21 protein-coding genes and 1 pseudogene are annotated in these 21,953 nt (G+C 56.5%); 6 read left to right on the forward strand and 16 right to left on the reverse strand.

All coding sequences use genetic code 11. The annotated features are described in order from the left end of the window. Nucleotides 1-41: 41 nt before the first annotated feature. A complete protein-coding gene (locus OK412_RS10275) occupies nt 42-524 on the reverse strand; it encodes an Hcp family type VI secretion system effector (protein ID WP_031592956.1) in 483 nt (160 codons plus the stop codon). A 322-nt stretch (nt 525-846) separates the two neighbouring features. Here OK412_RS10275 and OK412_RS10280 point away from each other — a divergent pair, with 322 nt between their 5' ends. Beyond that, entirely contained in the window at nt 847-1,065 is a 219-nt protein-coding gene (locus OK412_RS10280; RefSeq protein ID WP_264353150.1) for a hypothetical protein, read from the forward strand. On the opposite strand, the gene OK412_RS10285 is transcribed toward OK412_RS10280, so the two are convergent. The 12 genes from OK412_RS10285 to OK412_RS10340 all read right to left on the reverse strand — a co-directional run bounded on the left by OK412_RS10285 (nt 1,058) and on the right by OK412_RS10340 (nt 15,866). Further along, entirely contained in the window at nt 1,058-1,273 is a 216-nt protein-coding gene (locus OK412_RS10285) for a hypothetical protein (RefSeq protein ID WP_233600677.1), read from the reverse strand. The two genes, OK412_RS10280 and OK412_RS10285, sit on opposite strands and share 8 nt — an antisense overlap. Continuing rightward, complete coding sequence (locus OK412_RS10290) at nt 1,263-1,922, reverse strand: hypothetical protein (protein WP_010246109.1); 660 nt, start codon at nt 1,920-1,922, stop codon at nt 1,263-1,265. The genes OK412_RS10285 and OK412_RS10290 overlap by 11 nt, the downstream gene beginning before the upstream one ends. A gap of 133 nt (nt 1,923-2,055) precedes the next feature. Next, nucleotides 2,056-3,555 carry a type VI secretion system contractile sheath large subunit gene (gene tssC / locus OK412_RS10295; protein WP_010246111.1) on the reverse strand — a complete coding sequence of 500 codons (1,500 nt, stop codon included), beginning with the start codon at nt 3,553-3,555 and terminating at the stop codon, nt 2,056-2,058. Further along, nucleotides 3,552-4,085: a type VI secretion system contractile sheath small subunit gene (gene tssB / locus OK412_RS10300; RefSeq protein ID WP_010246114.1), complete on the reverse strand. Its 534-nt coding sequence runs from the start codon at nt 4,083-4,085 to the stop codon at nt 3,552-3,554. Before tssB ends, tssC begins: the two co-directional genes overlap by 4 nt. 81 nt (nt 4,086-4,166) lie before the next feature. After that, a complete protein-coding gene (tssA, locus tag OK412_RS10305) occupies nt 4,167-5,180 on the reverse strand; it encodes a type VI secretion system protein TssA (RefSeq protein ID WP_010669900.1) in 1,014 nt (337 codons plus the stop codon). Nucleotides 5,181-5,196: 16 nt separating this feature from the next. Continuing rightward, nucleotides 5,197-5,913, reverse strand: coding sequence for a type VI secretion system-associated protein TagF (gene tagF / locus OK412_RS10310; RefSeq protein WP_010246121.1), 717 nt, complete (start codon nt 5,911-5,913; stop codon nt 5,197-5,199). A gap of 14 nt (nt 5,914-5,927) precedes the next feature. Then, nucleotides 5,928-9,557: a type VI secretion system membrane subunit TssM gene (gene tssM / locus OK412_RS10315; protein WP_264353151.1), complete on the reverse strand. Its 3,630-nt coding sequence runs from the start codon at nt 9,555-9,557 to the stop codon at nt 5,928-5,930. A 3-nt stretch (nt 9,558-9,560) separates the two neighbouring features. After that, complete coding sequence (locus OK412_RS10320; RefSeq protein WP_010246128.1) at nt 9,561-10,799, reverse strand: DotU family type VI secretion system protein; 1,239 nt, start codon at nt 10,797-10,799, stop codon at nt 9,561-9,563. A gap of 14 nt (nt 10,800-10,813) precedes the next feature. After that, nucleotides 10,814-12,157: a type VI secretion system baseplate subunit TssK gene (gene tssK, locus OK412_RS10325; RefSeq protein WP_010246132.1), complete on the reverse strand. Its 1,344-nt coding sequence runs from the start codon at nt 12,155-12,157 to the stop codon at nt 10,814-10,816. Nucleotides 12,158-12,162: 5 nt separating this feature from the next. Beyond that, nucleotides 12,163-12,657 carry a type VI secretion system lipoprotein TssJ gene (tssJ, locus tag OK412_RS10330; RefSeq protein ID WP_045140489.1) on the reverse strand — a complete coding sequence of 165 codons (495 nt, stop codon included), beginning with the start codon at nt 12,655-12,657 and terminating at the stop codon, nt 12,163-12,165. Nucleotides 12,658-12,680: 23 nt separating this feature from the next. Further along, nucleotides 12,681-13,277 carry a hypothetical protein gene (locus OK412_RS10335; RefSeq protein WP_061704060.1) on the reverse strand — a complete coding sequence of 199 codons (597 nt, stop codon included), beginning with the start codon at nt 13,275-13,277 and terminating at the stop codon, nt 12,681-12,683. Nucleotides 13,278-14,345: 1,068 nt separating this feature from the next. Then, entirely contained in the window at nt 14,346-15,866 is a 1,521-nt protein-coding gene (locus OK412_RS10340) for an aldehyde dehydrogenase family protein (RefSeq protein WP_143790577.1), read from the reverse strand. Between the two features lie 232 nt (nt 15,867-16,098). Between OK412_RS10340 and OK412_RS10345 the strand changes: the two genes are divergently transcribed. After that, nucleotides 16,099-16,662 carry a class I SAM-dependent methyltransferase gene (locus tag OK412_RS10345; RefSeq protein ID WP_060679984.1) on the forward strand — a complete coding sequence of 188 codons (564 nt, stop codon included), beginning with the start codon at nt 16,099-16,101 and terminating at the stop codon, nt 16,660-16,662. Here the strand turns inward: OK412_RS10345 and OK412_RS10350 are convergent. Next, nucleotides 16,650-17,375: a glutamine amidotransferase gene (locus OK412_RS10350; RefSeq protein WP_033757357.1), complete on the reverse strand. Its 726-nt coding sequence runs from the start codon at nt 17,373-17,375 to the stop codon at nt 16,650-16,652. The two genes, OK412_RS10345 and OK412_RS10350, sit on opposite strands and share 13 nt — an antisense overlap. Before the next feature lie 172 nt (nt 17,376-17,547). Here OK412_RS10350 and OK412_RS10355 point away from each other — a divergent pair, with 172 nt between their 5' ends. The 4 genes from OK412_RS10355 (at nt 17,548) to OK412_RS10370 (ending at nt 20,658) form a co-directional block, all read left to right on the forward strand. Then, nucleotides 17,548-18,432 (forward strand): DMT family transporter, encoded by an 885-nt coding sequence (locus OK412_RS10355; RefSeq protein WP_010669895.1) that lies wholly within the window; start codon nt 17,548-17,550, stop codon nt 18,430-18,432. A gap of 46 nt (nt 18,433-18,478) precedes the next feature. After that, on the forward strand, nt 18,479-19,855 hold the full coding sequence (locus OK412_RS10360) for a CoA transferase (protein WP_264353152.1): 1,377 nt from the start codon (nt 18,479-18,481) through the stop codon (nt 19,853-19,855). 104 nt (nt 19,856-19,959) lie between these two features. Beyond that, on the forward strand, nt 19,960-20,220 hold the full coding sequence (locus OK412_RS10365; RefSeq protein ID WP_061901548.1) for a type II toxin-antitoxin system RelE family toxin: 261 nt from the start codon (nt 19,960-19,962) through the stop codon (nt 20,218-20,220). A gap of 72 nt (nt 20,221-20,292) precedes the next feature. Continuing rightward, nucleotides 20,293-20,658 carry a helix-turn-helix domain-containing protein gene (locus OK412_RS10370; protein ID WP_010246157.1) on the forward strand — a complete coding sequence of 122 codons (366 nt, stop codon included), beginning with the start codon at nt 20,293-20,295 and terminating at the stop codon, nt 20,656-20,658. A 122-nt stretch (nt 20,659-20,780) separates the two neighbouring features. Here the strand turns inward: OK412_RS10370 and OK412_RS10375 are convergent, their stop codons facing one another. After that, nucleotides 20,781-21,347 carry a molecular chaperone gene (locus OK412_RS10375; RefSeq protein WP_033779385.1) on the reverse strand — a complete coding sequence of 189 codons (567 nt, stop codon included), beginning with the start codon at nt 21,345-21,347 and terminating at the stop codon, nt 20,781-20,783. Between the two features lie 27 nt (nt 21,348-21,374). After that, nucleotides 21,375-21,569: pseudogene (locus OK412_RS10380) on the reverse strand (phosphatase); the annotation flags it as partial. Nucleotides 21,570-21,953 lie beyond the last annotated feature (384 nt).

The raw sequence follows: 21,953 nt of genomic DNA on the forward strand, positions 1-21,953 counted from the left end.
CCTTTTAAAGCCTCCCCCGAAGGGGAGGCGGCTAAAAAATATTACGCTTCTTTGTTGCCTTTGATGTCCCAGCCGGCGCTGCTCTCTGCGCCTTTGCCGCCGGAAGAACTCTGCTCCCAGTACTGCTGCTTCACTTTAGAAGCCTGGAAGGAGTAGGTCATTCCCAGGGTATCGCCGTTGTCGGAGCCATTGTAATTCACAGCGGTCACCAGAACGTCTTCCAGGGTAATGCGTGCATACTCAACCTGAGAGCCACCCGCTTTACAGATTGAGAGTTCAACTTTAGCGAGGTGTTTACCGCTTGCGCAGTTCTTCAGCAACGCCGTGGTGGATTTGTCGATCAGTGCATTGACGTGCAGGTCGTTGAAGTTAACCTTACCGGCGCCGCCGCCGCCGCCAACAGACATATTACCCGGCTGAGAAGCACCCCATGAGAAAGAGGTGATATCAGTCCAGCCAGAGTGGTTAGAGTCTTTAGACTCGCCGGTGACTCCGTCAACCTTCATAAACATATCAATAGCCATTATCTTTCACTCTTTATTGGTTAAGATTATTGCTTTCAAAAAAGCAAGGATATGGCAAAAAGAAAAGCATGGGGCTGAATAAAACAGTCCATATTTTACCTTTGCCTTGCTTCTGAAATATCGTTATAAACCATATTCCAGACGTCGTATTGCCGGTTATTTAACCGGACAAAAATCGGTATGCATTTTCATGGCGAGAACAACAGCAGATAATCTGATGCCCTGCCATAGACCTCATGCCCAGGCGGTCATTTCATAGACAGCATCCTGGCAGATCGTTTATAGTAAGCAGGCGCTTATAAAGTTCACAGAAGGAATGAATATGAAAAAGATCATCTCACTTTTCCTGATAGTCGTGTTGTCGCTGCTCTCTCTCTATGCCATCGCTGATATTATTGGTTCGATATATCTGGTTGCTCGCTATGAAAACTTTACTCTTTCTTCCTCCGGGATTATTGCTGGTAAAATTCTCTTCACCGCCGTCTGCGTGGCCTTTATTTTTATTTTAATTAAGATATCACGCAGAAAACTGATTAATTAATTTGCTTCAACTTTTGCGCCACGGCATAAAGCGATATTGACGCAGTTATTGAAATAATAATCAGGACTGCGTTAATAACCTTACCCATTACTGATATTTCCCAGTCAAAAAACAGAATATAATAACCCGAGCAGGTAATTAATATCAGGGCAGAAAAAAAGGTCAGCAGATAACTCATTAAAAAGAGAGCGGCCTTTTTAAACATCATGCATTCCTTCCACAAAGTTAGTAAAGACCTCATTGGCGAGCGGGGAGTTATTCTGTTGCAATGCAATTGCATCCAGCCAGGGATCAATGTTGTCCTCCAGCAGGAAATAGAGTAAATCAAGATCGCCCGCTCCGCGCAGCAATGCGTACACCTCCTTGTTCTTTTTCATCAAATCTCTGGAGGTATAGATCGATCTTGAAACTGATGCGCCAATTGTGATGATCCCTGTCATCCCCGCGCTAAAAAGAAACTTAGGTATGACCCGACTAAAAAATCGTGAGACGATCGCATCCACAAAAAGGTATTTAAACGTAAAAGAGCCTGCAGCGCTTCCGCCCATTTTGACCAGCATTTTTTCTAACTGCTGTTCATTAAGGCGTTTAATATATTGCTCAACCACCAGCTTAATTAGTTTCCTGAGATCGTCACTGGTCGCCCCTTTTTTCAGTAAGGTGAGCAATCGAATACGATCCGTCTCGTTATCCCAGCGATGATCGCTATCTAAAAAGTCTTTGGTCAGCGCATAGAGATCACCCGGAATAGAGGTAAATCCACTTATTGCACTCACCATAAACGTCTCAACGCCTGATTTCTTTTTGGTATTGAACAGGCCCAGCATGCCATCGGCGATATTTTTCGGTGAATCCATGTCCCACATCCTTTTTTATGCAGCAATCTTTCCCGTAAACCGGGAGCGTAAAACCCTTTGTCCCGGTTAACTCTGTGACTCAAGGGAAACGTGATGCCCGGTTATCCCCGGCATCACGACTCCCTTTCAGCCCTTACGCATTATCATTTTTCAGCGACGGCAGCTTAGAGACCAGACGTAGAGAAACCGTCAGCCCTTCCAGCTGGTAGTGCGGACGCAGGAAGAATTTCGCGGAGTAATAGCCAGGATTATCCTCCTGCTCTTCCACATTCACCTCGGCAGCCGCCAGCGGCTTGCGTGACTTGGTCTCCTGCGAGGAGTTAGCCGGATCGCCATCGACATAGTTCATTACCCAGTCGTTCAGCCAGCGTTCCATTTCATCACGCTCCCGGAAAGAGCCGATCTTGTCGCGCACGATGCACTTAAGGTAGTGCGCGAAACGGCAGCAGGCGAACAGGTAAGGAAGACGCGCGGCCAGACGGGCATTGGCGGTAGCATCAGCGTCGTGATACTCCATCGGCTTCTGCAGTGACTGCGCACCAATAAAGGCAGCGAAGTCAGAGTTTTTGCGATGTACCAGCGGCATAAAGCCATTTTTCGCCAGTTCGGCTTCACGACGATCGCTGATGGCGATTTCGGTCGGGCACTTCATATCCACGCCGCCGTCATCGCTCGGGAAGGTGTGGCACGGCAGATTTTCCACTGCCCCACCCGACTCCACGCCGCGGATTGCGGTGCACCAGCCATACTCTTTGAAGGAGCGGTTGATGTTGGCGGCCATCGCGTAAGCCGCATTGCTCCACGTATAGTTGCCATGATCGGAACCATCGGTCTGCTCTTCGAAGTCAAAGCTGTCAACCGGATTAGTACGGATACCGTAAGGCAGACGCGCCAGGAAGCGCGGCATCACCAGGCCCAGATAGCGTGCATCTTCCGATTCACGCAGGCTGCGCCAGGCAGCATACTCAGTGTTCTGGAAGATTTTGGTAAGATCGCGTGGATTCGCCAGCTCCTGCCAGGACTCCATCTGCATCACTTCGGGCGCGGTGCCGGTGATAAACGGACAGTGCGCGGCTGAGCCGATACGTGCCATCTCACCCAGCAGCTCAACATCCTGCGGGCTGTGGTCAAAGTAGTAGTCGCCCACCAGGCAGCCAAACGGCTCGCCACCGAACTGACCATACTCTTGTTCATAAATTTTCTTGAACAGCGGACTCTGATCCCAGCCGGCACCCTTGTAACGCTTCAGAGTACGACCCAGCTCCTGCTTGGAGATGCTCATAAAGCGGATTTTGAGCATCTCGTCAGTTTCAGTGTTGTTCACCAGATAGCTCAGGCCGCGCCAGGCGCTTTCCAGCGACTGAAACTCCGGATGGTGAATAATCTGGTTCACCTGCTGCGATAGCTTTTCGTCGATCTCCGCGATCAGCGCCTGAATGGTGCGATAGGCATCGCTGGAGACGGTAACGGTGTTCTCCAGCGCCTGCTGCGCCAGGGTTTTCACCGCGCTTTCGACCGCAGCACGTGCCTGATCGCTTTTTGGCCGGAACTCTTTATTCAGCAGCGCGCTGAACTCATCCTGACTGAAACTGGCTGCGCCCTGCGACTGCGGTTGTTGTGAAGTCTGCGTCATGCCTGCGGCTCCTTACCTTCAGTGGCCTCATCCTGCTTTGGCAGATGGGTCAGGGCCTGCAGCAGCGTAGGATCCTGCAGCACCTTACCAATCAGCTCTTCCGCGCCGTTTTTGCCATCCATATAGGTCAGCAGGTTCGCCAACTGGGTACGCGCTTCCAGCAGCTTGCTCAGCGGCTCCACGTTGCGGGCCACCGCGTCCGGCGAAAAGTCATCCATGCTGTCAAAGGTCAGATCGATGTTCAGCTTGCCTTCGCCATTCAGGGTATTGTCTACCTGGAACGCGGCGCGCGGCTTCAGTGCTTTCATGCGCTCATCGAAGTTGTCGATGTCGATTTCCATGAATTTACGGTCATCAATGCCTGGCTGTGGCTCCAGCGGTTTACCCACCAGATCCGCCAGCACGCCCATTACAAACGGGAGCTGGATTTTGCGTTCCGCGCCATAAATTTCCACGTCATATTCAATCTGAACGCGAGGCGCGCGATTGCGGGCAATGAACTTCTGCCCACTGGATTTGCTTGTTGCCATGGTTTTCTCCATACATGATGCGCGGATAAAGTGTCACAGCAGGCGCGCAGGTCCCGCTGAGTGTGTGTGCGTCACGCCTGCTTAATCGCGACGTCCGAAAATGGTTTCCAGCTGATGTACGCCGTCGGGTGCCAGTTCGCGGATGATCTCCAGAAAGTCGCGCTCGATTAAGCGCTGTACACGGTCGATCATCAGTGGGGCCGGATGACTCGGCTCATGCTGGGTGAAGTAGAGCTTCACTTTCTCCAGCATCAGCTGCGCGTCGGCGCGGGAACTGATCTGCACCGTGCGCCAGTCAGCGGCAGCGCGCGGGTTGGCCGGTGCAGGCGATGCCGCGGTTTCTGCGGGCTGTTCCACGGCGGCTGTGGGGATCAGCGCATTGATATCTGTGGCCTGGCAACGTTCAGCGATCAGCGCAATCTGTCTGCGCAGCTGTGTGAGTTCCGGCACCGCGGCTTCGCCCAGTCGTTCGGTCACGGTTTCGCAGATGGTCTGCAGCCGCTCATGAATCTGCAGCACCGCCTCAATACCGGGCTGGTCGCCGCGCGCCAGTTCGTCGATCAGACGCGGCAGGCCGCCAGGATAGTCCGCGACTTCGGTTTTACTGCCGTCGCACAGGGCGGCCGCATCGCGCAGCGTGATGCCGTCAGAGGGATAGCGCAGCAGCCAGCACTGACGCACCGCGCCGCTCAGATCAGTTTTGTCACCCAGCAACGCCAGCGCATTAATGCGGTAGAAGGGATCCTGCTCGCCGAACTCCTCCAGCCGGGGCCACAGCGGCTCCCAGTAGAGCAACAACGCCTGTTCAATCAGCTTCAGGCCCTGGGCATAGCCCGGCAGCCCTTTCAGTTCGGTCCAGGCGTGGGTCAGCGCCAGCATTACCCGCAAATCTTTGCTGCGCGCCAGCAGCGCTATCGCCAGCTTCTCGACTCTGTTCCAGTCGGCCGGTTCTGCCGGAATGATGGTATTACCGAACTGCTGCTCCGCTTTACCGGCGCTGGCCTGCTCCATCGCCTGAAAATCAGCGTGGTACTCCAGGTTATCGCCGCCGGGATTGTCCTCGCTGACCGGAGCCAGCAGAGCCTCTGTATTCATCGTCATGCGTGTCGCCTCAGGATTCAAACATCGGGGGATAAAGTCCGTTTCGTCCCGGCTTTGCCCCACCGGCCGGATCAAACAGCAATGAAAAGAGCTGGGCGGTAAAATTACCGCTGTGAACCTGGGTATAAAGCGGGAAACCGTCGCTTTGATTGGTCCACCAGAAACTGGTGTAGAACTGCGGGTCGAAGTTCTCGCCCGGCAGTGTCCAGTTCAGTGTCGAAGGGGTATCGCCATGCCCGATGACGTTGAGAATGTCTGACGTCTCGTCCGACTCCTGCGGCGGCTGCGGCTGAGGAATGCTGATCAGCGCCTGATCCAGCTGCTCCGGTGACCCGCCGCCCTGCACCACCCGCAACAGCGTATTGCCGACCTGCTGATACCACTCGCCGGAGCGCGCCAGCAGGGCTGGCGACCACTCGGCGGGCGTGAAGTGGCGCAATGCGCAGAGTGGGTAGTTACGGCCCACGCTGTCACGCGCGGCAATCAGGCAGCCCATCTGAATCAGCTGACTGCCCAGCATCGGCGGCACCACAAAATTCCAGACCGGCGCGTTAAGGAACGGGCGCGACGGGGCGTTATCACTCTCCTGACTGCTCTGCCAGTGATGCAGGCCCACCTGAAACCAGCTGGACCATTGGCGATAGAGCACGTCCGGGAAGCGGCGCTTCACAAAGTCACCCGCGCTGGGCACTTTGCCGTACCAGCAGGGTGCAGCGTAATGAGTCATTGTCGGGTCCTGTTTCAGGGGCAGCTAAAGCCGGGAAGCTGGAACGGGTTACGAATGCTGCCAGGGGTGAACGACAGCGTGACCTGATGACCGTCCACGCTGAAACTCGCTTCGCGGGTCAGACCGCCTGCCGCTGTCAGCCGGGCGCGGTCAAAGAAGCGATTGAGCGCCCAGGGGCCGCTGGTGACCAGCGTGGAGGTGGTGCCGTTGGTCAGACCCAGCTGCATCCGCACCTGGCTGGTGCCGCCGGGGCCGGGCCAGCTGACCATCTGCACCGCCTGCGGTCCGTGGCTGTAGCGTAAGATCTGCCCATCCACATCCAGCGTCAGGTTAAGGATGTCGTTATCCATTTTTACCGTGCGCAGCGTGACGCGGAAGCCGGGCGTGGTCGCACCGTTGGCAAAGAAGGCATCGCGGATTGACTGCGCCTGCTGGAAGGGCCGCAGCAGGGCTTCGCCCCCCGGCAGGGTTTTACCGTCAATGCCCGGCGTAAAGCGCCACGCCGCGTTGGTGGTGTCGACTTTGCTGGCCAGGTTGTCGCGGAAGAAGCTGTCCATCATGCCGCTGCCGGGTGCAAACATCCGCGCCAGATCGTCTGGTGTGACCTCACTGCGCGCAGAGCGAACCAGCGGATAGCGACCCGCGATCGCCTGGCGGCAGAAACTGCCCACTTCCATGGTGATGCGTTTGCGGACGTTATCCATATCGCGGCGCTGTGCGTCGCTGCTGGCACCCACCGCCATGCTGGAAACCATGTTCTGCAATGAACCCGGCAGACGGCCAGCACTGGCCTGCAGACGACTGATGGCATCGCTGGCCGGTGGCGGCATCCCGCTGTTCGCCGCATCCTGCACGGCGGTGAGGTATCGATAGAGATCGTCAATCTGATGCAGGAAGTCATCCACCGCCAGCACCTTACTGCCCTGCTGCAGCGGCTGGGCCAGCTCCAGAACCGGCGCAAAGTGCAGCGCGACGGCCTGCTCCGGTGATGCCTGGGTGGCGGCCTGTCCGCGCGCGGCACTGGCCTCGGGCGAGGTAAATAGCGCTTCAAGGGTGCGGGTGGCGCTGTTATCCGACGGCTTTGCTGCCTGCGCGGTTTTCTCATCCGGCTGCGCCCGGTTCAGCGTCAGCAGACCACCGAGGTTGATCACCAGCTGGCGCAGCGGCGAATGGTTGCCCGACAGCAAACGGGCGGTGTTGATGCGTTGCGAGAGATCGGCGCTGCTGTTGAGCTGAATGTCACTGAGAAACTGCTCCCACTGCCGGATATAGTCCTGCACGTAGAGCTGGCGCACCGCAAGATCCGTCTGCTCACTTTTCTGCTGCGCCGCCGCGCCGCCCAGCACCCAGAGATCGTCCTGATACAACGCCTGGGTCACCGGGGCAATCTGCTTATCCACGTGCTGCCAGTAGCCATCCGGCGTATAGAGACCCGCCACACCGTCATTGACCGATTTACCGCTTTTGCGGGAAAACACCAGCTCGCTCTGGGGACCACCCAGCGCCGCCAGCGTCACCGGCTGCAGGCTGTCATCACGTTGCAGCAGGCGCTTCAGCCGTCCATAGACGCGCTGTGACAGCGGCATCTGATTAATCAGCGCCTGCTCGCGCTTTACCAGCGCTTCATCCTTCGCATACGGCGACGAGTGAATCTGCGTCTCCAGCAACTGTTGCAGGTGCCACGCCAGCTGTTTCACCTGCTGCTGGGTAACGTTCTGCGGCAGTTCGCGTGACAGGTTGAGCATCAGCCACGCCTGCAGGAATTTGCCATCGTAGTGCTTTGGCTGGTAGAGCATCTGATACGCTTTCAGCGCTTCGTAGCTGTAGTCAGCATCACTGCCGTTGTCATTACGCAGCCAGCGGGTGATGTTCTGCGCCACCTGCGGCAACAGCAGCTGTTTCAGTGCCTTGTCGTAGAGCGCACGGGTGGCATCGCTGACCTCGGTGCCGCGATAAAGCCCCATGCGGCGCGTCAGCGGAGGTGCTTCCAGTGAGAAGTCGGCGCTCTCCGGCAGGTGCAACAGAGTGTTGAGATAAGGCACCAGCGCAAAGAGATCGCCATTGACCTGCTGCTGTAGCTGATCGCCCAGTTGTTCAACCTGCGGCGCTTTAGCGGCCATCTCCTGCAGATAGGCTTTGTTTTTACTGTAGCTGGTGAGCCACAGCGCCCCGGCCACCAGCAATACCAGCAGCAGCGCCAGATAACCCGACCAGAGCCCGGCGCGGTTGCGCAGCTCCCACCAGCGGTTGCTGCCCGCCAGACCGGACTCCTGGAAAATCACATTTTCCAGTACCCCTTTCAGGAAGAAGCTCTGCCCTTTGTTCTGCGGGATGGGCGACTCTTTATCGACCTTATCCCAGCTTCCTGACTCGCCAGCCTGCTGCCCCGGCAGATTCAGTGCGCGGTTCAGCTCGCCCATCACCCGGTCAAACGGCAGTCCCTCCTGGGTGCCGCTGGCAAAGTAGATACCGCGCGGCGCGAACTGGGTTTCAAAATCGGAGCGGGCAAACAGCGTATCCAGCGCGTCTGCCAGCAACGGCCGCAGCGCCGCAAACTCCTGCGGGAAGAGATAGCTCTCTGCCCGCGCCTGCGCGTCGCTTTCCGTCAGCAGCCGATCGGCCAGTCCGGCATCCAGACGCTGTTGCAGCAGGGAATACTCCTGCTGGAACTGGTTATTAAGTTCGAAATCGGCGGCGGACGCCTTCGCCCAGGGAAAGGTGAATCCCCAGATTTGTTCACGCTGCGCTTTATCCAGCGAGGCAAAGTAGCTGCGGAACCCTTTGAGCAAGTCCGCTTTGGTGACCAGCACATAGACCGGGAAACGGATGCCAAGGCGATCGTGCAACTCCATCAGCCGCTGACGCAGTGCCAGCGCCTGATTACGCAGCGCCTCGGGCGACTGCGACAGCAGATCGGAAACGCTCAGCGTGACGATCACGCCGTTGATCGGCTGACGTCCGCGATATTTACGCAGCAGGTCGAGAAAATGATGCCATTCGCTGGCATCACGCTCCTGCTGACTCTCCTGGGTGCTGTAGCGCCCGGCGGTATCGAGCAGCACCGCGTCATTGGTGAACCACCAGTCGCAGTTGCGGGTGCCGCCAATGCCGCGCAGCGCCGACTTGCCGAACTTATCTGCCAGCGGAAACTGCAGGCCCGAGTTGACCAGCGCGGTAGTTTTACCGGCTCCGGGCGCGCCGATGATCATGTACCACGGCAGCTGATAGAGATACTGACGGCCAAAGCGCTGTGCCCAGAACGGCGTGCCCTTGCTGCTGTGGCGCTGGAAGTGCGCCTTTTTCAGCATGTCAGTGGCTTCGGAGAAACGCCCTGCCAGCACCTGCTCTTCACTGGTCAGGCGCTGACGATCGGCTTCCGGCGCATCGCTTTTGCCGGTTTCGAGGCTCGACATCAGCTTGCGATTGAGCCAGATGTTATAGAGCCGCGGAATCGCCTGGCCTAAGCCCCACACCAGATAGAGCAGCGCGATACTGATAATGCGGTTCTGCTCCGGCTCAAGCGGGCGCGAATCGACGATTGAGAACACCGGGCCAATCACCCAGATGATAAAAGAGAGCGCGGTAATGCCGACAAAGCCCCACGCGAGGCGGCTGGTCAGCACCGCAAACAGAATATTCAGCATGGATCAGTTCCCTCTCGCCAGGCCGTTGAGTTCGGCATGCGTCGCATCCGGTGCCACCAGCAGGGTAATTTCAACACGACGATTACGTGCGCGATTTTCTGCGCTGTTATTAGGCACCAGCGGATTGCTTTCACCGCGCCCTTCCGCTTTCACCCGTGACGGCTGCGCCAGCTGCTGTTGCAACAGGGTCTGTACTGACCGGGCACGCGCCAGCGAAAGCTCAAAGTTGGAGGCGAAGCGGGCACTGCGGATCGGCACGTTATCGCTGTAGCCAATCACCTGAATCTGGCCGCTGACATTGTTCATGGCGGCAGCGATGCGCTGGATTACGTCGGTGTAACGTCCGCGCACCTCGGTGGCCGCCGAGGCAAATAGTCCGTCCCCTTTCAGCGTCACCACGCTGCGGTCCGCTTCGTCACGCACCGCTACCAGCCCGGCATCAATTTCCGGTTTCAGGAAAGCGCGCAGATTCAGCGTGGCGGGTGGTGGTGGCGCAGGGTTGCCGATCTTCACTTCCGGCAGCGCCGTCTGATAGATACGGGCCAGTACCGGCGAGGTGTAATCGCCGAGACGCCAGTTGAGCACGATATAGAACAGGCAGGCCGCCAGCCCCGCCACCGCCGCACAGGCCCACAGCGGGATCATTGGCCGCCACAATTTGCGCAGGACCGGCTGATCGGTGGGATGCGGAGACAGCGCTGCTGCATAATTGCCACGCACGCTTTTGATCATCTGCAGCAGGCGCTGTTTGATGGTCTCCAGCTGCGAGCGACCGTTGTCCAGCACCCGGTAGCGTCCTTCGAACCCCAGCAGCAGGCAGAAGTAGATCAACTCCAGCATCAGAATGTGGCGTCTTGGGTTCTGCGACAGCTTAGCCAGCAGCTGAAAAAACTTTTCGCCGCCCCAGGTTTCATTGTGAAAGGTGACCAGCAGACCATTGCTGGTCCAGACGCCGCGGCTGCCCCACGGCGTCAGCGCCGCCGCCTCATCCAGCGCGGTACAGAGACAGTATCGCGCGCCGATGATCACTTCATAGCCCAGGCCTGACTGCTGGCAGCTCAGCTCGAAGCGCCGAATCTGATCGATCAGCTGCTGACGCAGCTGCGCCGGATCTTCATGTGATACCGAGTGACGGATCTGAGGAATGGCGTTAATCAGGGGGTTGGCCGCCGCGACCAGCACATTCTGATGGCTGGCCTCCGGCGCAAGATCGCTGTGTGATTTTTGTTGTTCCTGCATCATGCTGCGTGCTCAGTTTATGATTCTGACTGACTACGAATGGCCCAGAACTCCATGTTCAGACCTGGAAACTCACCGGCAAGATGCAGCGCAAAAGCGCCCGAGCGCTCCATCTCTTTCCATAGCTCGCTGTTCTTATCCAGTTCGAAATAGCTGTATCCGGCATGCCATGGGATCTGCGGCGGCGCGCCGGGCATCGCCCGAAGTGCCAGACCGGGCAACTGCAACTGCACCAGATCGCGAATTTTGCTGACCGGGGCGACTTTCATCTGCGCCGGGAAGTGGGTTTTGAGGGTGTCGGCTGGCACGCTGGCTTTCACCGCCAGCACAAAGCCAAACTCATGCACCATACTGCTCTCCGGCACGGTCGCGACGTTAAGACCGTGCGAGCGCTGAATCAGCGGCAGCTGAATCGCGCTCTCTTCCATCACCTGGGACAGCCCCTGACGCAGCAGCAGTGACAGGCGGCTAAAACAGCTGTGCAGATCGTCATGATCGTAGAGCGGCAGGCCATCGGGCGCGCGGGCTGGCGTCCAGGTACTGAGCTCCGCCGCCAGTTGCAGCCAGTGGCTGTAGAGCGTTTCAGGATGCAACAGCGGCAGATGTTGCAGATGAGTGTGCAGGCCAAGCTGACGATTCAGCAGCGCCAGCAGCATAAAATCGACCATATCCGCGCTGTTAAAACGACCGGTGCCCGGCGCGCGCTGACTCAGCTGCTGGCTGCGTTGCTGGATCAGCCCGTGCAGATCGTTGAACATGTTTTGCAGCGGACGGCTGCTGTTAAGCGTCAGCATCGGCGGGATGTAGTCACTGTCGAGCCGGATATGGTTGTCGCTGCGTTTTTCAATCACCTGAGCCACGCCCATGGCGGTCCACTCGGCGGTCAGATCCTGTTCCAGCATCAGCCGCAGACGCAGCTTGCCGAACTGCACCGTGGCGCTGCCCACGGCCTGGGCATTGTCATCTTCCACTTCCGCTTCCCAGGCGAGGTAGCGCGCCAGAGAATCCTGCGACTCCTGAAAGGCCACCGCTTCGCGGCCATTGCGGCGTGCCGGAATGGCCAGCACCACTTTGCTGCGGTCAACGGAGGCAGGCAGATCAAGCGGGGCCGGACCGTGCTGTGGCTGGCTGAAGGCAAAAAACGTGCCGTCAGGCAGACAACCGCTGGCGGCGCTCAGCGCCAGTTTCCCCTGGCGCAGCAGCGCTTCATCGAACTCCAGATCGTAAAAACCCCAGGTATAGGCGCGCTGCGACTGGCCCCACTCACGCAGGGTGCTGAGAAGATAATTTTCTGACTGCTGGAAATGGTGAGGACGCAGAAACATCCCCTCGGTCCAGACCACCTTTTCGGCTCTGTTCATAGACATCACTGTTTTTCCACGCGAAGGCCGTTAATCCCCGCCACAATGCGCGCATTCAGCTCACCATCGTCACGCTTCCAGAACGCCCAGAATGAGGGTGATTCGCCTTCGGGAACCGGCAGCGACAGTCGCCAGACCTTGCCATCCAGCGCCTGATATTCCGCCATGATGCCGATGAAGCGCGCCTCGGGCAGACTCTTAATCCGCAGCGTTTTATGGGGCTGAGTGGAAGTCAGGAAGAACTGTTGCGTATTGAGTTGCGCATTACCCAGCGCGGTAGCGGACTGGTTTTGCAGGGAGTAGAAGTCAGCCGACATAAACTCCGCATCGGAGGTCAGTAATACCACCCGGACTTTCAGCGGCGCACCGCCGTTAACCTGGTTTTGCGCCTGAACGTCCAGGTTGTACCAGGCAACGGGCTGTGGAGTACTGCTGCACGCGGTCATCAGCCACGTCAGCAGCACTATCAGCGCCCCACGCCATAGCGTTGTTGTCATCATCCCGCCCTCCCTGCTTAGTGCGATTAGTTAATAATCCAGGTTCCGTTAGTGCTGTTCTGGCAGGCGGTGCTGTCACCGTTTACCGCAACACAGGTTTTCTTCTTGCTGCTGCGCACCCGGCGCTTCGGCTGGTCAGCCTTGATCGTCTGATCGTAAAGCTCGCTTTTCACCACGGCGCGAAATGGCACATAGCCGGTCAGCTGAACGGTTGCCTGCGGCGCTGCGGAGGGCGCTGACTCTTTAACGGCACTGCTGGCTTTACCCGGTTCAGGTTCTGCTGACGGCTGAGCGGGTTCACCCAGCGCCAGCCAGTTGTTCTCTACCTGACCAATCACGGTGTAGCTTTCGCCGGTTTTCAGCGTCTCCACCACCTTGCCGCCAAAACTCGGATGGCTCATCACCGAAGCGGGATAGAGCGCACGGTAGGTTTCATTGACCGGGCTGAACTGCGCAGGCGGTTTAACCGCATAACGGTGACTGATCACCACGCCATCCACGGTGCTGGTGACCAGCGTGTCATCCGTCATTTTTGGCGGCGTTTTACAACCCGCGACAGAAAAAACAAACATCAGGCCTAACGCAATACGGAGCTTCACCATTTTTTTCATGTTGTGTTCCATTCATATCCTGGAGAGTGGCCAGAGGCCGGTTGTCAGTAATGAAAATCGGGGATGTGGTGCTGATAGAGCGCCACTTAGTGCCAGCCTAAAAGAAAAACCTTAAGCAAATAGCGTTAAAGTGCCATGGCGAGGCACTTTAAAAGATCAACTAACGTTAACTATTAAAAAGCAACTCTGGCGACCGGGACAGGTGCAGCGAGAAATCTGAGCTGGCAAGAAATGATCAGAAACATGATCTATTTTTTTCCGTCAGATTGGATGAGGCAGGCAAAACCCAAGCTTTACTTATGCCATCCCTGGCCGAAAAACTGACATATTGACTCAGATTTACACTTGTGACGCTATTCGCTGACAAAAGAAAAAAGCGCAGCGCACAGGCTGATTTTCCTGTTTTCACGATCACATTCAGTAAGTTACAAGATGTGTATAAGCTCATAGCTACCGCACGAGCCAGGTATATCCTGCCCGTAGGTATGAAATCACAATTCCTTTGTAAACATAAGCTGCGAGTTTACAGAAGATTGACAAAATTTCAACGGGCCACTTTCATAAGATTTTACTTAAGTAAAGTTTAAGTAATTTACTTAGTGCAAATATGTGTTACTTTTAATCACTCGCTTAGGATTATTCTTAACAAGATGAGCAACTATGAAGTATTCTTACACAGAAACCAGACACCCCTGTAGTCAGCATTAAAAAAACTCATGTAAAAAATGGCGCTGTTTCACCAGACCGTAATGAAGGTTAACGGCGAGGTGACCGTAATACGTGGCAGTTTTTAGCGTAAAAAAAGTGAGATAATGGTTACAAATCAGCAAGTTGATTCAATATGGGACGGTTCAGAAAGGGCTGAGGATGAGGTGGTCGTGAAGCGAGATAAGCGAAGCGCAAAACGGCCCGGCGTCGCTTTAAGAAAGGACTGATTAATTGTTCTTTATCGGCATTGCAGCCATCGCCACGCTTCTGATGCTTCTCAGCATGCCCGGCTATGTTGAGCAAAAAAAACCACGCCGTAGCGTGGTTCTTAGGGAAGAGTGCAGGGTTATCCTGGCAGGTTGCGGGCCAGAACTAGAAGAAGCCCAGCGGCTCGATACTGTAGCTGACCAGCAGGTTTTTAGTCTGCTGATAGTGATCCAGCATCATTTTGTGAGTCTCACGCCCGATACCCGACTTCTTATAGCCACCAAAGGCAGCGTGCGCCGGATAGAGGTGATAACAGTTGGTCCAGACGCGCCCGGCTTTAATCGCCCTGCCCACCCGATAAGCACGGTTGATATCGCGGGTCCAGACGCCAGCACCTAACCCATAGATGGAGTCGTTGGCGATACTGATCGCTTCCGCCTCATCTTTAAAGGTGGTGATGCCAATGACCGGGCCAAAGATCTCCTCCTGGAAAACGCGCATGCTGTTGTTGCCTTTCAGCAGTGTCGGCTGAATGTAGTAGCCGCTGTTAAGTGACTCATCCAGCTTCTCTACGCCACCGCCCACCAGCACTTCCGCGCCCTCCTGTCGGGCAACCTCAAGATAAGAGAGAATTTTATCGAACTGCTGCTGCGACGCCTGCGCGCCTACCATGGTATCGGTATCCAGCGGATCGCCACGTTTGATGGTTTTTACCCGCTTCATCACGGCCGCCATAAAGGGTTCGTAGATCGACTCCTGTACCAGCGCACGCGACGGACAGGTACAGACTTCGCCCTGATTCAGGAAACCCAGCACCACGCCTTCGGCGGCTTTCTCTATAAAGCTCTCCTCCGCCTGCATGATGTCTTCAAAGAAGATGTTAGGTGATTTACCGCCCAGCTCAACGGTCGAGGGGATCAGGCTTTTTGCTGCCAGCTCCAGAATATGACCGCCGGTTGCGGTAGAGCCGGTGAAGGCTACCTTGGCGATGCCGGAATGGGAGGCGAGCGCTTCACCCGCCTCTTTGCCGAACCCATGCACCACGTTCAGTACGCCCGGCGGCAGCAGATCTTTAATCAGATCGACAAAAACGGTGATCGACAGCGGGGTCTGCTCAGCCGGTTTCAGCACCACACAGTTACCCGCGCCCAGCGCCGGAGCCAGTTTCCACGCCGCCATTAATAGCGGAAAGTTCCATGGAATGATCTGCGCTACCACGCCCAGCGGCTCATGGAAATGATAGGCGGCGGTAAACTCATCAATCTCGGCGGCACTGCCCTCCTGCGCCCGGACACAACCGGCAAAGTAACGGAAGTGATCGACGGCCAGCGGCATATCGGCCGCCAGGGTTTCGCGTACCGGTTTACCGTTATCCCAGGTTTCATAGACCGCCATCGTCTCCAGATGCTGTTCCAGCCGATCGGCGATTTTCAGTAACAGCAGCGAGCGTTGTTGCGGCGAGGTCTTGCCCCAGGCTTCCGCCGCCGCTGCCGCAGCAGCCACAGCGTTATCAACATCGGCAACGTCTGAGCGCGGAAACTCACCGGCCGCAGAGCCGTTCACCGGGGAGGTATTGGTGAAGTAGTTGCCGTTCACCGGCGCGACGAATTCACCATTAATGAAGTTGCCATAATTCTTTTGTAGGGTAATCAGAGAACCCTGTTCTCCGGGGGCGGCATAACGCATGATCATTCTCCTGACAGGTGACTGATGTAACAATGATGAAACTTATTATTAACATGAAGCATCATCAAGAGCCTGTCAGTTCTGTTAACCGGAAACTGTGACCGCCCCGAAGGAATGGGTGTTTACGCTTCGTCTTTAGATAATTCCGACTTTTACCCAAAAGGCTGGTCAGAGAGAAACTTGTGCGGCACAAAGGGGTCAACGTGAGGATGAATTCATTCTGGAGATGAGCATGCTGGCTTCAGCTTTTACCCTGATGCGCGCTAAAGCCAATTTCGTGCATCAGTTTATCCGCAACCCGCGCAAGATGGGCAGCATTACGCCCTCGTCAGAGGCGCTGTGCCGCACCATGATTGCGTCGGTGGAATGGCCTGAAAAGTTACGTATTGCCGAACTCGGCGCGGGCGACGGTGTACTGACGCGGCAGATACTGGCGCAGATGTCACCCGATGCCACGCTGGATGCCTTTGAGATCAGCAGCACGCTGGCCGATAAGCTTAATGCGCTGAACGATCCGCGCATGACGGTGCGCACCTGTTCAGCGGAATACCTGAGCGGAGAATATGACGTGATCCTCTCCGGCCTGCCGCTGCTCTCATTACCCACTGAATTGCGTGAGGCGATTCTGCGTGCGGTGTATAACGCGCTCGGGCCCAACGGCGTCTTTGTACAGTTCCAGTATACCTCGCTGACTCAGCCAGACCTGTCGCGCTACTTCACCTGGGAGCGACAGCGGGTGATGAAAAACGTGCCACCCGCCTGGGTCTATCGCTGCACGCGTCACTACGCACCCTGAGCTTGCGCCATTGCAGGGCGCGTTTGTTGCCAGAACGCCACCAGCAACTCACGTGCCCAGTCTTTCCCCTCCATCTCGTTTGCCCCATCTTCTGTACAGCCTTTGGGCATACAAACGTTCATGATGTGCCGTGAAAATTCAGGATGAAACTGCACCGATAGCGCCTGCGGCGAATAACGGACAATCTGACAGCCATCGCGCGCAGAGGCGGCCAGCACCTGCGCCTGTTGTGGCGCGCTGATCACCGACTGGCGATGTGACAGCCAGACGCTGAAGTCCTGTGGCAATTTCTTCAGTAGCGGATCGCGCTGCGCCTCCGGCATACAGTTGATTGGTAACAGCCCGCGTTCCCATCCATTGGGATTGTCCGCCACCTCGCCACCCAGCGCATAGGCCATCAGCTGGTGACCGTAGCAGACCCCCAGCAGCGGCAAGCCGTGATCCATCGCTGCGCGAATCCATACGGCGCTGCGTTCGCTCCATTCAGCGTGATCGGTGACCATCGCCCAGGAACCGCTGAGGATCGCCCCGGAAATCTGGTCGAAAGCGGGTAGCGCCTCGCCCAGATGGGGCCGTACAATCAGGTATTCATCGGGTTGCAGGTTTAACGCGTCGATGAACCAGCGCGGCTGTTCACCAATCTCTGAGACAACGTTTGCAGGTGGGACTTCAAGCTGAATTAACGCAAGGGGTAAGGCGGACGTGTAGGTCATACCGAATCAGTTCCTTTAAGAAGTCGTTTCAAATCAGTCTGCCAGCAACGCGCCCGAAAGTCTCATCAGGCTGCGCCGCAATCGCAGAAAATTTCTCCCTGCGATTGGCTGCAATGCCGCAGTTCGTGCCATCATTAGCGGGCTAAGCAAAAAACATCGAAAGGATATTATCGTGGCTGTGCGGCATTTTTTTCTGATTCTGATGGTGGTTTCAATCTGGGCCTTCAACAACGTTGCGGTGAAATGGGGCCTGCTGGAGCTTCCGCCACTTTTCCTGACGTTTATGCGCTTTGTGGTCGTCGCCATCGTACTGGTACCGTTTTGCCGGATTAACCGTCAGCAGCTACCCTGGCTGTTGCTGCTGGCTTTCACGTTCGGTTTTATGCACTTTTCGCTGCTGTTTGTCGGCCTGCGCTATACCGATGCCGGTACCGGCGCGATTGTGGTTCAGCTCGGTACACCCATTGCCATGCTGCTGGCGATGGTGGTGCTGAAAGAGAAGCTGAAGCTGGTGCAGCTGATGGGCATTATGATCTCGCTGAGCGGCGTTGTCGTGCTCTCCGGCAGCCCGACGATTCCGTCGTGGTGGGTGCTTTGTCTGTTGTTGTGCAGCGCCACCGGCTGGGCTGTCAGCAACCTGATTGTGAAAAAGTCACCGCCGATTAAACCGCTGACCATGACCGGCTGGATTGCGTTTCTGGCCATTCCTGTCGTCGGCGCATCCAGTCTGTTGATGGAATCACATCAGCTCTACGCCCTGCAAAATGCGGGCTGGCACGGCTGGTTTGCCATTCTTTACAGCGCTATCGCCTCGTCAATTGTCGCCTATACACTGTGGTATATGCTGCTGAAGAAATATAACGTCAACCTGATCATGCCCTACTCGCTGCTGACGCCGGTATTATCCGTGCTGATGGGGATTGTGGTGCTGGGTGACAGCCTCAACAGCTTCAAGATTATCGGTGCGTCGCTGGTGATCCTTGGTACCGCTATTGCCGTAATCAACCTGCGTAGCCTGCGGATGCATGCCCGCTTCCCGCGCCTGCGGCGGCGTTAATCCCGCATGCTATGCTTGAGAAATCACCTCTCTCAGGAAGCACAACATGGACTCACCGCTTGCCGCCTCTCTCTGGCAGCAGATGCAGCAGGGATTGCGAGGTCGCGACGCCGCCTGGCCTCTCCCCGCCTTCGTTGATCGCGCCACCTTCTCTTCTGCCTTTGCCGTCAGTGAACTGGCGGCCACCAGTATCGGTCTGGCAACGCAGGCTGCTGCTGCGCTTATCGCCACATCCCGCCCTGAACTCTCTCCGCCCGTCACCGTTAACGTCCGGCTGGCGTCACGCTGGTTTCAGCAGAGCTTCCATCCGCTGAATCGCGCGGCACCCGCGATGTGGGATGCGTTTGCCGGTGACTATCGCAGTCAGGATGGCTGGATCCGTCTGCACACCAACGCCGCGCATCATCGGCTGGCGATGGAGCGGGTGCTGGGCGCGCACGCCGATCGCGCAGCACTGGCGCAGCAGGTGCAGCAGTGGCAGGCCAGCGAACTGGAGCAGGCCGTTATTGATGCGGGTGGCTGTGCCGCAGAGATGCGCAGCGCCGCCGCCTGGCAGCAGCATCCGCAGGGCCAGGCCGTGCAGCGCGAACCGCTATTTAGCTGGCAGACCACACAACAGGCAGCGGCGCCGGCGTGGTCGCTGGCCGAAGCTCGTCCTTTACTGGGCATCAAAGTACTGGATCTGACGCGGATTATTGCCGGGCCGGTCGCTACCCGTTTTCTTGCCAGCCTGGGAGCCAGCGTGCTGCGCATCGATCCGCCCGGCTGGCAGGAGCCGACGCTGGATGAAGAGATGAGCTGCGGCAAGCGACGAGCGGTGCTGGATCTGACTCAGCCCGCCGATCGCGAGCAGTTTATCCACCTGCTGCGTGAAGCAGACGTGCTGGTGCATGGCTATCGGGCAGATGCGCTGGAACGGCTCGGGTTTGACGCGGAGACCCTTCAGTCACTCTCACCCGGTCTGGTTGATGCCGGCCTGAATGCCTGGGGCTGGCAGGGTCCGTGGCGCAATCGCCGGGGTTTTGACAGTCTGGTGCAGATGGGGTGCGGCATTGCTGAAAGAGGCATGCAGTGGCAGCAGAGCGACAAACCGGTTCCGCTGCCGGTGCAGGCGCTGGATCATGCCAGCGGCTATCTGCTGGCGGCGGCAGTGCTGGAGGGCTTACGGCGACGCATCTCTGAGGGCCACGGCAGCCAGGTCCGGCTGTCGCTGGCGCGCACCGCGTGGCTGTTGCAGCAGCATCCCACCGATCAGCACACAGGCTCCGGCATTGCGCCGCAGGTTAAGGATAACCTGCCTTGTTACGAATTAACGCCGTGGGGGTTTGGAGTGAGGCTGCGAGCGGCCGCCTGGCTGCCCGGCACCCCACAGCTCTGTGCGACGCCTGGCTGTGCGCCGGGTACGCACCCGGCGACGTGGTGAAGCAAGTCATTAGATAATTAGAAAAATAATGTTGATGGCATTAGATTTACATCTTATTATTTACACATGACTCAGGGACGAAGTTCATTGAAACCGGGTGCAGAATGGTCAGGGTAGACTGGTCCAGGCGGGCATTGAAGCACCTTATGAAGATCGACAAACGTTATCAGAAAATCATTTACCAGAAGGTGGGTGAGTTAGTCAGTTTCCCGGTCGTCACACTGGACATTAAAAAAATGCAGGGCAGAGATAATCACTACCGGCTGCGGGTTGGCAACTACCGGGTCCTTTTTACGTTAACCGGGGGCGAACCGGTGATTCTGGAAATTACAGAGGTAGCAAGAAGAACATCCGTCACTTACTAAAGCTTTTTGGATACCGGCATAGCCTTACGCACTCACGACCTCTGCTGCGACACACAATTACCCGGATAAACTATGTCAAAACAGTACATCTATGATGAAGCAGGCAAACCCCAGTTTGTGGTCTTGCCGGTGGCGGAATATGAAAGGCTGCTCTCGGCCAGCGATGGCGAATGGGAAACTATTCCTGTGGAGGCTGACGAGCACGACGATGAGACGATCCCGCACGACGTTGCAGGGATAATGATTGAGCAGGAAGTGAGTCTTCAGGCGGCCTGGCGCATCTGGCGGGGGCTTAGCCAGCATGATGTGGCTCAGCAGTTGGGGACCACGCAAAGTGCGATCTCTCAACTGGAGCGTATTGAAAGTAAGCCGCAGAAAAAGACGCGTGAACGTCTCGCAAAACTGTATGGCTGCCGACCCGGGCAGTTAATCCTGTAAGCCGATTGAGAGGGTTCAGGTGCCCGAAAAAAAGCACGCCGTATCCAGAGAATCCCCCCAGAACCCATTGAGAAAGATGATTCAGCACTGTGCGCCGGGTACGCACCCGGCGACGTGGTGAATCAGGCGTCAGGCGTCTCTTCCCTGCTATCCAGCAGTTCGTTGTACATCGCCTGGATCGCTTCGCGGCTCAGCATGGCAAGAGTACGATAAAAAGCGGTGGTCGCGTGCGCTTCCACTTTACCCAGGAAAGCACCGCACCACGGCAGCAGATACTCTTCAAACAGCGCCATCTGCGCCGCGCTCTCATCTTCCGCTGACTGATCTTCCAGCCATGACGCAGCCAGCATCAGCACACCAAAATGATCAGCAGGCGCATCGCTCAGCGGCATTCCGCGTGAGGTTAAAAACGCACGCACTTCTGGCTCCGTTTTGCCTTCCGGCCACTGTGAGGCGTACGGCGGCACGTTGCAATCGCTGCCAACAAACAGCGCGTTGTAATCGGCGGCCAGTGCCTGGGGATCGCTGTTCTGTTGCAGACGGGTCAGCAGCTCATCCTGCTCCAGCGGCCACTGCGACTGCAGTTTGCCTTCACGCAGCAGCGTGAATAGCGGCACCAGCAGCGGGTCCTGCGGCTGACGATTAAACAGTGAGCCGATCACGCGGCACAGAATGGAAAACTCATTCATGAGTCAGATTTCCTTGAGGCAAGTAAATTAAAAGTCAGCCAGTTCAGCAATATGTTTGCCGCTGCGCTGCTCCAGAAAGTCGAGCAGGCGACGCGGCGTGACATTTAACACCCGATCCTCAGGAAAATCCACCTCGCGGGCGATGCGCAGGCAGTGATCGAAGCGACCCAGCGTAAACACGGTGTGGGAATCGGAGCTAAATGCCAGTCGCCCTCCGGCATCGGCGGTCTTAACAACAGCGATGACCGGAACTCTGAGTAATCGACCCTTACACCTGGCTATCTCAGCCAGAAAGTGAGTTCATACTTCAGAAAAAATCTTAAAGCAACTGGTTAATTTTGCATAGAAAACTTCAGAATACATCATCCAGCAACTTCTGATTCTGATGAACTATTAGCCAGGCGGAATGAAGATATGCAATAACAGGCTAATCAAACTCGTAAATTTTCATAAAAAAAATAGAATAAAAAGCACTTTTCATACGGGGGCTTACCCACTAGTAATAGCGAAAATATTTTCCACAAAAATAAATAATTAAAAGGATCCATAGAAAAGCGAACAGCAGACCATATGTAGGAAAGACGCTTACAAAAAAAACGGCCCCGA

The sequence above is a fragment of the Pantoea sp. JV6 genome, assembly GCF_025910055.1.
Taxonomy (GTDB): Bacteria; Pseudomonadota; Gammaproteobacteria; order Enterobacterales; family Enterobacteriaceae; genus Pantoea; species Pantoea agglomerans.